At 39.5% G+C, this 13634-nt stretch carries 11 protein-coding genes and 1 tRNA gene; 9 read left to right on the top strand and 3 right to left on the bottom strand.

Going from position 1 to position 13634, the window contains the following annotated elements:
- The first annotated feature begins 55 nt into the window (after nucleotides 1–55).
- The 3 genes from brnQ (at nucleotide 56) to IV73_RS06660 (ending at nucleotide 3299) form a co-directional block, all read left to right on the top strand.
- Nucleotides 56–1399, top strand: a complete 1344-nt coding sequence (brnQ, locus tag IV73_RS01875; RefSeq protein WP_057754066.1) for a branched-chain amino acid transport system II carrier protein — start codon at nucleotides 56–58, stop codon at nucleotides 1397–1399.
- Nucleotides 1400–1418: 19 nt separating this feature from the next.
- Nucleotides 1419–2801 carry a 23S rRNA (uracil(1939)-C(5))-methyltransferase RlmD gene (gene rlmD / locus IV73_RS01880; protein ID WP_057754069.1) on the top strand — a complete coding sequence of 461 codons (1383 nt, stop codon included), beginning with the start codon at nucleotides 1419–1421 and terminating at the stop codon, nucleotides 2799–2801.
- A gap of 336 nt (nucleotides 2802–3137) precedes the next feature.
- Complete coding sequence (locus IV73_RS06660; RefSeq protein ID WP_162258958.1) at nucleotides 3138–3299, top strand: hypothetical protein; 162 nt, start codon at nucleotides 3138–3140, stop codon at nucleotides 3297–3299.
- 416 nt (nucleotides 3300–3715) lie between these two features.
- On the opposite strand, the gene IV73_RS01885 is transcribed toward IV73_RS06660, so the two are convergent.
- Entirely contained in the window at nucleotides 3716–4057 is a 342-nt protein-coding gene (locus IV73_RS01885; protein WP_057754072.1) for an ArsR/SmtB family transcription factor, read from the bottom strand.
- An 84-nt stretch (nucleotides 4058–4141) separates the two neighbouring features.
- Here IV73_RS01885 and IV73_RS01890 point away from each other — a divergent pair, with 84 nt between their 5' ends.
- Both IV73_RS01890 and IV73_RS01895 read left to right on the top strand, forming a co-directional pair.
- Entirely contained in the window at nucleotides 4142–4708 is a 567-nt protein-coding gene (locus IV73_RS01890) for a cadmium resistance transporter (RefSeq protein ID WP_057754075.1), read from the top strand.
- A 431-nt stretch (nucleotides 4709–5139) separates the two neighbouring features.
- A complete protein-coding gene (locus tag IV73_RS01895) occupies nucleotides 5140–5583 on the top strand; it encodes a hypothetical protein (protein WP_057754078.1) in 444 nt (147 codons plus the stop codon).
- A 612-nt stretch (nucleotides 5584–6195) separates the two neighbouring features.
- On the opposite strand, the gene IV73_RS01900 is transcribed toward IV73_RS01895, so the two are convergent.
- Both IV73_RS01900 and IV73_RS01905 read right to left on the bottom strand, forming a co-directional pair.
- Complete coding sequence (locus tag IV73_RS01900; RefSeq protein ID WP_057754081.1) at nucleotides 6196–6711, bottom strand: hypothetical protein; 516 nt, start codon at nucleotides 6709–6711, stop codon at nucleotides 6196–6198.
- Complete coding sequence (locus tag IV73_RS01905) at nucleotides 6704–7354, bottom strand: phosphatase PAP2 family protein (protein ID WP_057754084.1); 651 nt, start codon at nucleotides 7352–7354, stop codon at nucleotides 6704–6706. Before IV73_RS01905 ends, IV73_RS01900 begins: the two co-directional genes overlap by 8 nt.
- A gap of 231 nt (nucleotides 7355–7585) precedes the next feature.
- Between IV73_RS01905 and leuS the strand changes: the two genes are divergently transcribed.
- The 4 genes from leuS (at nucleotide 7586) to IV73_RS01925 (ending at nucleotide 13623) form a co-directional block, all read left to right on the top strand.
- Nucleotides 7586–10003, top strand: coding sequence for a leucine--tRNA ligase (gene leuS, locus IV73_RS01910; RefSeq protein WP_057754086.1), 2418 nt, complete (start codon nucleotides 7586–7588; stop codon nucleotides 10001–10003).
- A gap of 173 nt (nucleotides 10004–10176) precedes the next feature.
- Nucleotides 10177–11403: a D-alanyl-D-alanine carboxypeptidase family protein gene (locus IV73_RS01915; protein ID WP_057754089.1), complete on the top strand. Its 1227-nt coding sequence runs from the start codon at nucleotides 10177–10179 to the stop codon at nucleotides 11401–11403.
- 63 nt (nucleotides 11404–11466) lie between these two features.
- Nucleotides 11467–11539, top strand: a tRNA-Arg gene (locus IV73_RS01920).
- Between the two features lie 32 nt (nucleotides 11540–11571).
- The gene (locus IV73_RS01925; protein WP_057754092.1) at nucleotides 11572–13623 is read left to right on the top strand and encodes a putative polysaccharide biosynthesis protein; all 2052 of its coding nucleotides are present in this window, start codon (nucleotides 11572–11574) and stop codon (nucleotides 13621–13623) included.
- Nucleotides 13624–13634 lie beyond the last annotated feature (11 nt).

The raw sequence follows: 13634 nt of genomic DNA on the forward strand, positions 1-13634 counted from the left end.
CAAAATGTGTTATTTTATAGAATATGCAATTACGTTATAAAATTAGGAGTAGGGTATGGAAAATGGGCGGCTAAACTTTAGCAAAACGATTCTATTAGCATCGTTGATTTTTGGAATATTTTTTGGTGCGGGGAATTTAATTTTTCCGATTCATTTAGGACAATTGGCGGGATCACATTGGTTATGGGCCGCGGTTGGCTTCATTTTGACAGGAACTTTGGTGCCTTATTTAGCGATTTTAGCGGTGTCAGTGACCAAAAGTGATGACTTATATGAATTAGCTAGTCCCGTATCACGTGGTTTTGCATTATTTATTGTGATTGCTTTTCATTTGGTGATTGGACCTTTGTTTGCGACGCCACGTTTGCCCGCGGTGGCTTTTGAATCTGGGATTGCCCCCTTGTTACCCGCGGCTTGGCACGGGGGTGGAATGTTGATTTATTCAGTTATCTTCTTTGGATTAGCTTACTTATTGACGGTGCAAGAAACCGATATTACCGCGTGGATTGGAAAATATTTAAATCCGCTCTTCTTAATTGGGTTATTTTTGTTGTTCATTGTAGCTTTTATTTGGCCGATGGGTGATTTACATCCAGTGGCGACTGCAGCCTATCAAAAAGGCGCTTTATCAGCTGGGTTTATGGAAGGTTATAACACCATGGACGGGATTGGTTTGTTAACAGTTGGAGTGACGATTGTTTATGCGGTCCGTGGTTTGGGTGTATCAGAGCAACAAACTTCAAAAGAAATCGCGCGGGCGGGAGCTTTAAGTGTGCTCGTTGAGGCCATCATTTATTTGATCTTAATTTTGATGGGTGTGATGAGTTTAGGCAAGGTCGCCGGTTCGGATAATGGTGGGGTCGCTTTAGCCCAAATAATTCAATACTATGCCGGAGAGTTGGGTTTGATTTTAACCGCGATTTTAATCACCTTGACAGTCTTTACGACGGCGATGGGAATTTTTCAAGCCTTTGCGCAAGATATGGAAGCCGTTTTCCCACAGTACAGTTATCGCTTTTGGTTACGTGTGATTACGATTGGCTCATTGGTTGTGGCCAATTTAGGTCTAACGAAAATCATTGCTTGGTCAGTGCCAGTGATGATGTTGTTGTACCCTTACACCTTAGCACTGATAGGGCTTAGTTTAACGAAACGTTATTTTAACGGGTCAAGCTTAGTTTATCGATGGACAATGGCTTTAGTTACGATTCCGGCCGTTGGGGATCTATTCGCAAACTTGCCATTGTTAGATCAACAGACGGGATTGCAAGCGGTTGTAACTACCTATCACCAAGTGATTCCATTTAGTACGAATGGGTTTGGGTGGGTTTTGCCCGGCTTGCTTGGCTTTGCATTGGGTTATGGTCATTATCGTTTGCGTTTACAGCACGAGGTTTAAATGTTAAAAGGAGGCTGTCATGCCAAGAAATACTTTACCGGTGAAGTTAAATGAAGTTAAGATCGGAGTGGTAGTTGATATTTTGCATAATGGGATGGGGGTTGTGCTGGTTAACGAGAATTATCCGGTAAAAATCACGAATGCCTTTATGGGTGAAAAAATTCGGTACCGCTTAACCCAAGTGGATCGTCTATCTGCCTATGGAGAAGTCGTAGAAATATTAGTGGCGCATCCGGAGCGAATTGATGCCGGCAAAGATTATTTATTGGATGCTGGAGTCGCACCATATATTAATTTAAGCTATGCAGGTCAATTACAGTTAAAACAATGGCAGGTGCAACAAGCATTTGGAGCAGTTGGTTTAACCCCAACAATTGCACCAACAATTGGAGCTAAGCATCCCGCCCATTATCGTAATAAAACGGTGGTGCCTATTCGGCGGCAAGCTGGTGCGGTTATGACGGGCTTTTTTGACCGGAAAGTAAAAACGCAGTTAGTACCGATGCAAGATTATTATTTGAATGATTCACTCATCGATCAGACGGTGGGGATTGTTCGTGAAGTGGTGGCGGAACTAGACCTTGCCATTTATGATGACGCAACAAAACAAGGAGCCTTACAATATGTGATGGTGCGACGTGGCTATTATTCTCATGAGTTAATGGTCGTTTTGGTGAGTTACGAACCTGATTTGCCGGGGGTTGAACAATTAACCCAACGTTTGGTTGAGCGCTTGCCAGAGTTGACGAGTTTAATTTTAAATTATAACCCGCGGACGACGAATCAACAGTTAACTGGTGACAATCGGGTGCTTTGGGGCCAGGCAGCGATTCATGATACCTTGTTAGGGCATGATTTTATTATCGGGCCGAATTCATTTTATCAAGTGAATCCAGAAACGACGGAAACCCTGTATCAATTGGCCGCCCGCCTAGGACAATTACAGCCAACGGATGTGGCAATTGATGCGTATTCAGGAATTGGAACGATTGGGTTATCAATTGCTGATCAAGTCGCAAAGGTTTATGGTGTGGAAGTGGTTGAGCGGGCGGTAGCTGATGCACAAATTAACATTAAAAATAATCAGATTACCAATGCAGAATATATTGCGGCAGATGCACCTGAACAAATGCATTCTTGGCGCCAAGTGGGTCTGCAGCCGGATGTGGTTTTCGTCGATCCACCACGGCGCGGTTTGACGGAAAAGTTGATGGACGCGGTTGCATATATGGCACCGAAGCGAATGGTGTATGTTTCATGTAATCCGGTGACGATGGCGCGTGATATTAAATATATGTTGAATTTAGGTTATCATTTAGAAGGACCAATCAGGCCATTGGATCAGTTCCCACAGACAGCGCATGTTGAATGCGTGGCAGCCTTGGTACAGACAAAATCTTAACTTGATTTTAAATTATGAAAGAATAAAAAGCATTCAAACGCTTAACGAATTCGTTAGGGGCTTGAATGTTTTTTTATTGACGTTGGGGAAGTAAGTGTCAAAAATACTGGTAGAACGCATTATGAAAAAATATTTGGTAAGTCATTTTGGGTTGTTTTATATGTCATTGATACCTGTATCTACAGTATGGGGCGGATAATTTTTGATAAGAAAGTACCCGAATTATTTTACTTTTAAATATTTTTAATTTGTTCTATGGCATATGTTTGTTTATCTAACGAAATAGCCAAAGCGCTGGATATTAGAAATCCAGATAGAGCGCTTAAAATTAGAGCTATGTCGGCGCATAAATTAATTAGTAATAAATATTTAGCATTAGAACTGATAATGCCTGCTTTGTTAACATTTGTATATCCGTCAATTATGATTATTGCGACGGTCATTGAGTTGATTATTATGGCGTTCCCTACGCCTGTCGATGGAGATAAAATATTTTAAAGACTGCAGTTATTGTTACTTTTAAATTTATCCCTGACAGGTAAGGTCATTGATTTAAGTTTAGTAATATATCGTGATGAATACTTATATCCCGCTGCTCTTCTTATGAATATGTGTGAATTTTTATCGTACTTTTTTGATGTGATTAGACGTTGTGTTACACATTTTAGTTGGTATATCGGTGGTTATTTTATCTTCTTCGTATCTTTTGATGATGTATTGTTTTTTCCTCGTCAATGCGCATCGCGTAAGGTGAACTAGTTTTTTGGTAGAGCCTTTTAATTTAACTGAAAAAACCTAATTAATAAATAATCAGAATGCTTTAGGCAACGCTAGAAGTTGATTAATACATATTATGTGTTTTAGAATTTATTTTTTTGCCAAAATTAATAAAACGATCACATTGTATCGTTCTCTTATCGATGGTTGTTAGGGCGGGGATTATTATTTTCACATTTTTGATTATTTAAAACATGTTGTGCGTGTTCCATAGTCGACTTAATAACGGTAAGAATATGTAAATCATCTAATCTGTAAAAATATGTAGTTCCTCGCTGATTATAAGTTACAATTTGAAATTCTTTTAATATATTTAGTTGCTTTGATACTGCCGGTTGAGAGACCTGTAATTTTTGTGCTAGTTCATTAACGGAGAGAGAATCTTGTTCAAGTAATAGTAAGATCTTTAAACGTGTAGAGTTACTTAAGACTTTTAGTATTTTTTGTGTTTCATTGATTAATTCTATGTTTTTTTTCATTTCGGCACTCCTTGAATTATGAATATACGCATTATATAATTAAAACGTTATATAACCAAATGGTTATAAAAGAAAGGTGTTTATATGTATATTGCGTTAATGACAAGCTTATTTATTGGTGCCAACCTAGATTTTTTCATATTACTCATCCTATTTTTAAAAAAACGTGGATTTGTTAATACTATTATAGGATACGCGATTGGCGTCATTTGTATGTATTTCATAAGTGCAACTCTTGGACAGTTTATACAGACGATTTTTCCTACATGGGTGATTGGTCTTTTAGGTTTAATACCTATTTGGTTTGGAATCCGTGATGAAGGAGAAGAAGTTAAAAATACAAATTTAAATAATTCTATTTTTACTATAACTATTATGTATTTAACGTCATGTAGTGCGGATAATTTAGCATTATATGTCCCTGTATTATCAACGCTATCAATTAAGCAAAGTATAATATATGGATTATATTTTATTTTTTTATCAATAGTTACAGGTATTTTAGCTTACTTTATAAGTAATGTAAGAATTGTATCGATTATCTTTGATAAATTTGGAGATATTATTACTAGGGTTATTTACATTGGTATAGGATTATTTGTCATTATAGAAAGTGGATTATTGGCTCAAATATTAAATTTAGTATTTTAAAACTAAAACGCTCATATTATGTGGAATTATATACCTGAATGCTATAACGAAGTATGCATCCTTATACGGGCAAAATAGAATAAGTGAGTTTTTAGGTTAGGTTTTATTAGGTTCTTGCATCAGATAAAAGACCAGTCACTTTTAAAGTGACTGGCCTTTTGAATAATTAACATGCAAAGTTATAACTACACTTGCTTAATCGCAATAATATCACCCAAAATAAAAGCAAGTAGCGTTTAAACGTTCTTTTGGAAAAAGTACACTTGTTTTTCAACTGATGGTTATGAAGAAAGGAGGCGATTAAATGCCGAGTTAGGAATATTAGTGTGGTTATCCGGGGGATCAATTCGTTACTTTAGGGTATAATACACCATATGAACTAACAGATATTTAATACAGGTACATACTAGCACACGCGAAAGAGATCTATAATGCTAAAAAAGAAACAAATTACAACTAAAGAAATATGGGTTAATATTTTTAAAATGCTTTTGTTTGTTTATTTGGTATGTATAAGCATTAATTTTTTCTACAAGGAAAAAAATTACGAACATAAGCATGCGACGATTACTTATATCAGAAATGAGTATAAGGATAATAGTTTAGATGATCTCGATAAATATCAAACAGTAGTAAGTGCCACCTTCAATGATGGACACGGAGTAAAACAGGTTAATGGTGTCCGTTTGAAAGGAAATTCATTTTTCCATGAAGGGGATAAAATTTCAATTTTATGGGATCAACAAAATAAAAAAGTAACTCAATTCAGACCATATTTTGATAATATTGTGTATTCAATCATGTTATTGTTTTGTCTTAATGAACTCATAACTACAATGAGATTTTTTAAAAATTATTACGTTACCTTAGAATAAAGGTTCAAAAAATTTTGTTAACCTGACTGAAGCATTACCTCAGTTAAATTGGATCGTGCTTAACGCTCGCAAGGTATGAATAATATATACTACATATAAATATAAAAAGAGATGTCAAAGATAGAAAATCCATAAGTTCTTTCTGCATTCATGGGGAGGCTAGCACAATGTTTTGCAAACTAAAAAGGGAGTGTAGCTATAAACTACACTCCTATTTTGTTTGAGTCTACTGTTCAATATAACAATAGGGATATCGAGCGATCTTTTTATGAAATGGTATAACAAAAACTATGACAAACAGGCACTACTTTTGAATTTGCATGGTTTTAGTTGTACCCACGTTACTTTATGAATGTCTGATAACATGAAACTTAAAAATTAGCCGATAGAATGGGACCTAGAGGTATGACCAATACGGTGAAAGTTAACGCGGAAGTTATCTCAAAAGCGAAGAAGTAATTTGTTGAACGATTTATTAAAATATTGGGAAATTGACAACGCAATCGATCACAAAAAAGTTAAAGGTTTATTGTTAATTATGCACGTTTAAACTTAAAGATTGGTTCGATTAAATTATTTAGGGTTTGTCGAGGTTTCTTAATGCTTTAATCATTAAAGGCGTTGGATAAGCAAGGCGGCTTCCATTGATAATGGATCCGAAAAATAACGGACAGCGTATGCATCGGCTGGTAGGGTCTGTGCATAGGCTAAGGTTTGCACAATCGCTGGGTCCGCTAAATGACCATCCAAGACGATTAAGCCATGACTTTTTAGATATAGTTGCACATGTTGGATGGTTTGTACGAGTGCCTGTGCGTCTAGGCCTGGGTCGGTTTGAAATAAAAAGACGGCCACTGGTTCGGTTGGATTTAAGTATTTTGGAATCATTGAAAAATCTTTTTCAATGAGTTCCACGCGGGCGGTTAGGCCACTGAGGAAAAGGGAAGCAGCGACTTCGTCAATTTCATTTTTATGGGCTGAAAATGATAAAACGTGGCCGTTATCTCCCACGCGACTAGCTAAAAAGCGGGTGGCATCCCCGCCCTTAATGGTTGCGTCAACCACAGTGTCACCAATATTTAAAAATTCATCAATTTGTAATTGAGCTAAATTATGTGTTTTACGCATTTTGAAAGACCTCACGTGTTTTATATTTAAAAATTAATTCTTTGGACATAATTAGAAAAAAGGTGGCAAGAAAGAATCCGGCTAAAACATCGGATAGGTAGTGCACACCAAGGTAAACCCGACTCATGGGGATGGCTACGATTAGGCTCGCAAAGAGCGTTAAGAAAGTATATCGGAAATAATCGTTATTGATGTAATAGTGGACTAAGACAATTAAAGATCCATATAACAAGACGGCATTCATGGCGTGCCCTGACGGAAATGAATAACCTCGCTCAATGACTAGATGTAATAAGCTCGGACGGGGACGGTGAATAAAAGCTTTTAACAGAGCCATTGCCACTAATCCAAATCCCCCAACGTTAACTAAGACAAAGGCAGCGATGTCGTATTTGCGGAAAATGAGGGCGGCAATAAAAGCTAACCCGGCGACAAAGGCAGTCCAAATCGGATTCCCGGCGCGGGTAACATTTTTAAAAAACCAAGTTCGCTCGGGGGACACCGGCTCACGAATGACTTGTAGACCAAATTGATCGATTTGATGAATAAAAGGTAGGTTCAAAATGACGCCAAGCGTTAAGATGAAGAAACTAGCAAGGCAAAATAGGGCAATTCCAATTTGAAAGTAATCAAATTTGCGCATTTGAATAGTTCTCCTTAAATAAAGTTTTCCTTTAATCCTAACATATGAATAATTTTAAATGTTTGTTAAATTGAAAAGTTATGAGAAAAGAATTGTTCGCATGAATAGTAAAATAACATGTTAATTACGCGGGAATTAGTGTACAATTTTTACATATAGCTAGGACTGATAAAGCTTGTTTTATCAATGAAGGCACTAGTCAAAAATGAGTAACGAAGTGAGGATGAAAATATGGCATATCAACATCAAGCGGTGGAGAAAAAATGGCAACATTTTTGGGACGAAAATCAAACTTTTAAAACAACGCATGATTTTACTAAGCCCAAGTATTATGTGCTAGATATGTTCCCATTCCCATCCGGTCAAGGATTACATGTTGGGCACCCTGAGGGTTATACGGCAACGGATATTTTAGCGCGCATGAAGCGGATGCAAGGCTATAATGTGTTGCATCCGATGGGCTTTGATGCGTTTGGGTTGCCGACTGAAGATTATGCGATTAAAACTGGGGCTAATCCAAAAGATGTCACGAAAACAAATGTCAACAATTTCCGCCGCCAAATGCGGTCGTTAGGTTTGTCATATGATTGGTCACGCGAAGTTAATACAACAGATCCTAAGTATTACAAGTGGACTCAATGGATTTTTGAACAATTATATAAAAAAGGGCTTGCCTATGAAGATGAAGTCATGGTGAATTGGGCGCCAGATTACAATGGTGGAACCGTGGTGGCCAATGAGGAAATTATTAATGGGCGGACTGAACGTGGTGATTATCCGGTTTACCGCGTGCCAATGCGGCAATGGGTTTTGAAGATTACCGCCTATGCAGATCGTCTTTTGGATGATTTAGATGATGTCGATTGGCCCGAAGCTATTAAAGAGCAACAACGGCATTGGATTGGACGTTCAATTGGTGCAGCAGTTAATTTCCAAGTAGCTGATCAAGCTGATCTGCAAATTGAAGTCTTTACAACCCGTGCGGACACTTTGTTTGGGGCTGAGTACGTGGTTTTGGCGCCTGAACATGAATTTGTTGATCAAATTGTGACACCGGAACAAAAAGCGGCGGTTGACCAATTTAAGGCAGATTTGGCTTCGAAGTCCGATTTAGAGCGGACTGACTTGAACAAAGATAAGTCAGGAATCTTTACCGGTGCTTATGCCATCAATCCGGTCAATGGTGAGAAGCTGCCAATTTGGATTGGTGATTATGTTTTAGCTTCATATGGAACTGGGGCAGTGATGGCTGTGCCAGCGCACGATGAACGTGATTATGTCTTCGCTAAGAAATATGATTTGCCAATGCGTGAAGTAGTTGCTGGTGGTGATATTACCCAGACCGCTTATACAGACGATGGGGAACATATTAATTCTGATTTCTTGAATGGTTTAAAGCAAGAAGAAGCAATTAAGAAGATGATTGATTGGTTGACTGAACAAGGAGTTGGTAAAAAGCAAGTGAACTACCGACTACGGGACTGGTTGTTCTCACGGCAACGTTATTGGGGTGAACCCATTCCAGTAATTCACTGGGAAGATGGAACGACAACTTTAGTACCAGAATCGGAATTGCCATTACAGTTACCTGATGCTAAAAACATTATGCCAACAGGAACAGGTGAATCACCGTTGGCTAATATTGATGATTGGGTCAATGTCACAAACGCCGAAGGATTGCATGGAAAGCGTGAAACGAACACGATGCCACAATGGGCTGGTTCTTCTTGGTATTACTTGCGATACATGGATCCCCACGATGACAATTTCTTGGTCAAGCCTGAATTAGAGCAATATTGGCAAAATGTTGATTTGTATGTGGGTGGGGCCGAGCATGCGGTCTTGCATTTACTATACGCGCGTTTCTGGCACAAAGTTCTGTATGATCTAGGGATTGTAACGACCAAAGAGCCATTCCAAAAGTTGGCGAACCAAGGAATGATTTTGGGCGCTAACCACGAGAAAATGTCAAAGTCAAAGGGCAATGTGGTTAATCCTGATGATGTCGTAGAAAAGTATGGTGCAGATACTTTGCGGCTATACGAGATGTTTATGGGACCTTTGGAACAATCAATTGCTTGGTCAGAAGATGGTCTGGCTGGTTCGAAGCGGTGGTTGGACCGTGTTTGGCGGTTGTTGATTGATGACGACGATAAGTTGCGTGATCATATCACCACGGTCAATGATCACCAATTGGATAAGGTTTATAATGAAACCGTGAAAAAGGTCACTGAAAACTTTGCAGATTTGCGCTTTAACACGGGAATTTCACAGTTAATGATTTTTATTAACGAAGCATATAAAGCTGATACTTTGCCGGTTGAATACGTGGAAGGCTTTATTAAGATGTTGTATCCCGTTGCTCCGCATATGGGAGAGGAACTATGGAGTTATTTCCATGTTAACGAGTCTGTACAAGGGACCGCTTGGCCAACTTATGATGAAAGTAAGCTAGTAGAAGCCACTACGGAAATTGTTTTTCAAGTCAATGGTAAGCTCCGTGGTAAGGCTCAAATGCCAAAAGATAGCACCAAGGATGAGATGATTGCTGCAGCTTTGGCTGATGAGGGCGTTCAACGTCAGTTAAATGGGGCTGAACCAAAGAAGGTGATCGCTGTCCCCGGTAAATTAGTTAGTGTTGTCATGTAAGCAAAGGGTCTAAGTCCAGTGATGATTTGTTAAGTTCACCTTATAGACTAACTAGGAAGCTGTTTTTAATAGCTGGGTCTAGTTAGTCTTTTATGTATAATTGATTCAAAAATTGATGCTGGAAGATTACGGCATCACAGATTAAAATATGTTATCAAAAGGAGGATCAATCAATGAAGTTTTGGTGGCACTTCTTAGGCGGTTTTTTAATTGCCTTTTTTCTATTCCAGCCGATGACACAAGCCGCGGTGGTGGAGGCTGATTTAACTGCAAAAGCTGGGATGGTGGTAGATGTAAAAACAGGACAGGTTTTAGCGTCCCACGATGATCGAAAACGTTTTCCAATCGCATCATTATCTAAGTTAATGGTGATTTATTTAACGGAACAGGCCGTTCAAAATGGTAAAATTAAGCATGATCAAGTCGTACATGTTTCAAAGGAAGTGGCTGATTTTAGCCAAGATAGTCAAGTCGCCAATATTCCTATGACTGTCAATCAAGGCTATACTGTTGAACAGTTGGAGAGCGCAGCCTTGATTGCTTCAGCAAATGGAGCAGCGATTGCCTTGGCTGATTTAGTGTTTGGAAGCCAAAATAATTATTACCAAGCAGCCAATCAATTGTTAGCAAGCTGGGGGATCTATAACGCTCAGATTACTTCGGCTTCTGGATTAAGTCAGGGGGATATGGGGCCTTTTAAGTCTGATCATTTGGATGATACAGTGGAAAATAAATTATCCGCCCGCGAAATTGCGTTAGTGTCATTACGTTTAGCGCAAGACTATCCTCGAATTTTGAAAATTACAGCACAGCAATCCGCTGATTTTCCGGACAAGGCTGGCCAACCATCTAAAATGGAAACGACTAATCCGCTAGTTAAAAGTACCAATTTTAAATTTCAAGGCTTAAAAACGGGTCTAACACCGAATGATGGATTTAATGTGGTTGGTTATACCTGGTTGAAAGGTCGTCCCGTAATCACGGTGATTTTAAACGCAGATAAAGAAACAGTGGTTAATGATACTGAAAAGATGCTTAAGCAGGTTGATACTCAGACGGATTTGAAACAATTGAATCCGACTCAACAAATCCATGTTAAAAACGCGCCCGCAAAAGCAAGTGTGGTAACGGTCAAACCGCAAAAACCGTTGACTGTTTTTGCCCCCAAAGATGAATTGTTGACCCAGCAAACATTAAAGGTGACAGATGAACATTTAGCAGCACCGGTGGCCAAAGGTCAGGTAGTCGCCGCGCAACAGGTTGAGTTTAAGGATGCGAAACTAGATGATTATTTACAGAACCGACCGATTTTGCAATACCAGACAAAACGGCGGGGGGCGGTGGCTAATCCATTGCAAATCATGTGGGATCAGCTCAAAGAAATTGTTAGACATTGGTAAAGAAGTTATTTTAGATAACGCGTACTTTTGATAATCGTGTATAATTAGACTGTGCGAGTTATTGACGCTATAGTTCAACTGGATAGAACAAGGACCTCCTAAGTCTTAGATCACAGTTCGAGTCTGTGTAGCGTCATTATTAGAGTAGATATTTTGGAAGGAGACGGCATGGCTGGTGAAACGCATACGAGTAAAAAAATTCGGCGTGAGATGACCTACCGCGAAGTCCGGAATTTACTAGACGGTCAACCGTTAGTGGAGATTAAGGATCATCCAAAAGAGCGGTCGCAAGCGCAATTTGATGCCGCAGGGCGTAGTGGTAAGCAAGCGGTTCCTAATCAGGTGAAAATTCGCCCAGCTAAACGAAAACAAGTGACTTTTCCGGCTGATGAACATGGGACAAAAGTCGATACGTTGGATCATCATATTAAAGTGACGGAAGTTTCCGATACGTATGAGTACCAAAAGATTGGGTGGAAAACGCGAACAAGTTCAAGTGACAAGCGAACGGGTTCAAAGTTGGCATCAGGTGCGCTGCAAAATACGGCGGCCGATCAGCGACCAAAATCATTTAAAGAGGTAAAAACGTCAGACGTTGGGGATGAGGCGTTAAAAAATCAAAGTAAGATGCTGCGTGGTTCACTTTGGATGACCATTGGGAATTTGATTTCCCGTTTGTTAGGAGCCTTATATATCATTCCTTGGTCGATGATGCTGGGGGTTACGTACACGACAGCAGCCAATGGTTTATACGCGCAAGGTTATCAAATTTATTCGGTGGCTTTGTTGATTGCAACGGCTGGATTGCCCAATGCGTTAGCCCGTCTGGTTGCCGAATTTTCCGCCAAAAAGCAATTTGGCTATGTGAAAGATGTATTACGTCAATCTTTGCTTTTGGGAAGTGTGATGGGAATTATCGCCGGCGCGGCTTTATATGCTTTAGCAGGGCCGTTATCCCAAGGAAATCCAAATGTAATTCCAGTGATTCGTTCTTTGGCGGCCGCAGTCTTAATTATCCCCGTGTTATCAATGCTGAGAGGATATGTTCAAGGACTGGAAATGATGGGATTGTCCGCGTTGTCCCAAGTGGTAGAGCAGATTATACGAGTGGCTTACATGTTAGTTTTGACCGCTTGGATTATGCTCGGTCAGCATGGCAACTGGGTGGATGCCACCGTCCAATCAACGTTTGCGGCCTTCTGGGGTGCCCTCGCTGGAGTGGCGGTTTTACTCCTCGGGATGTTATTTCATCGAAACTATTTAAAAGGTCAATTTGTTGTTAATGAGAATAAGGGTGATCCCAAGCGTTCATTTATCGGGGTGATGGCGCGACAATCGATTCCGGTGATCTACGCGGGTTCGGCTATTTCATTAGTTCAAGTGATTGACCAATTTACCTTCTTTAAAATTATGCATATGGTTTCAAATGTCAGTCAAGACATGCTTGACCAAATGTTTGCTCAATTTGCGTTTAATTCAAATAAACTCGTCATGTTGGTGGTTTCGTTAGCAGTGGCTATGTCTGAGACGACGTTACCCTTGTTGTCACGAGCTCGTGCGATTGGTACGCCCACGACGATTGCGAATCAAATTTCGTATATTTTTAAGTTATTAGCGGTTGTGATGGTTCCTGCTTCGCTGGGGATGGCGGCGGTAGCCCGCCCACTGTATATTCTTTTTTATGGGATGTCAGATGTGGAAAATGGGGTGTTAATGCTTGAACTTTCGAGCTTTGTGGGACTCGCTTTTGGTGTGTATATGGTTGCTTTGGCCATTTATCAAGGTTTGGGGCGTTTACGGTTAACTAGCCACTTGATGACTTTGATTTTGTTAGCAAAACTGATCTTACAATATCCAGCAGTAGCTTTGTTCGGTGGAATGGGACCTTTAATTTCAACCGGAATTGCCTTCTTCATTGGTTTATCTTGGATTTTATGGCATTTAAAGCGAGAATATCCTTTAGATATAACTGACTTTAATTATTCATTAATGGTGATTTTATTTTGGGGTTTGATTATGTTTGGAGTGATTTCACCTTTGACATGTTTATTAGAGCTGCAAGTCAATACCAGTCGTTTAGCGCAACTCGGAGTTTTAGTGGTTATGGTATTCTTAGGTGGATTGATTTATGGCTTGGCGATTATAAAAAGCCATGTTGGACCAGAAGTCTTTGGCGACCGGGCCTACCGAATTCGTCGAAAATTAGTTTGGCGACACTAGGTGCAATGCAT

Source organism: Weissella kandleri (assembly GCF_001438705.1).
In the GTDB taxonomy this organism is placed as follows: domain Bacteria; phylum Bacillota; class Bacilli; order Lactobacillales; family Lactobacillaceae; genus Weissella; species Weissella kandleri.

What these genes read in the sequence shown, in the direction of transcription:
- brnQ (WP_057754066.1), top strand. Translation starts at nt 56, where the DNA reads ATGGAAAATGGGCGGCTAAACTTTAGCAAAACGATTCTATTAGCATCG.
- rlmD (WP_057754069.1), top strand. Translation starts at nt 1,419, where the DNA reads ATGCCAAGAAATACTTTACCGGTGAAGTTAAATGAAGTTAAGATCGGA.
- IV73_RS06660 (WP_162258958.1), top strand. Translation starts at nt 3,138, where the DNA reads ATGTCGGCGCATAAATTAATTAGTAATAAATATTTAGCATTAGAACTG.
- IV73_RS01885 (WP_057754072.1), bottom strand. Translation starts at nt 4,057, where the DNA reads ATGAAAAAAAACATAGAATTAATCAATGAAACACAAAAAATACTAAAA.
- IV73_RS01890 (WP_057754075.1), top strand. Translation starts at nt 4,142, where the DNA reads ATGTATATTGCGTTAATGACAAGCTTATTTATTGGTGCCAACCTAGAT.
- IV73_RS01895 (WP_057754078.1), top strand. Translation starts at nt 5,140, where the DNA reads ATGCTAAAAAAGAAACAAATTACAACTAAAGAAATATGGGTTAATATT.
- IV73_RS01900 (WP_057754081.1), bottom strand. Translation starts at nt 6,711, where the DNA reads ATGCGTAAAACACATAATTTAGCTCAATTACAAATTGATGAATTTTTA.
- IV73_RS01905 (WP_057754084.1), bottom strand. Translation starts at nt 7,354, where the DNA reads ATGCGCAAATTTGATTACTTTCAAATTGGAATTGCCCTATTTTGCCTT.
- leuS (WP_057754086.1), top strand. Translation starts at nt 7,586, where the DNA reads ATGGCATATCAACATCAAGCGGTGGAGAAAAAATGGCAACATTTTTGG.
- IV73_RS01915 (WP_057754089.1), top strand. Translation starts at nt 10,177, where the DNA reads ATGAAGTTTTGGTGGCACTTCTTAGGCGGTTTTTTAATTGCCTTTTTT.
- IV73_RS01925 (WP_057754092.1), top strand. Translation starts at nt 11,572, where the DNA reads ATGGCTGGTGAAACGCATACGAGTAAAAAAATTCGGCGTGAGATGACC.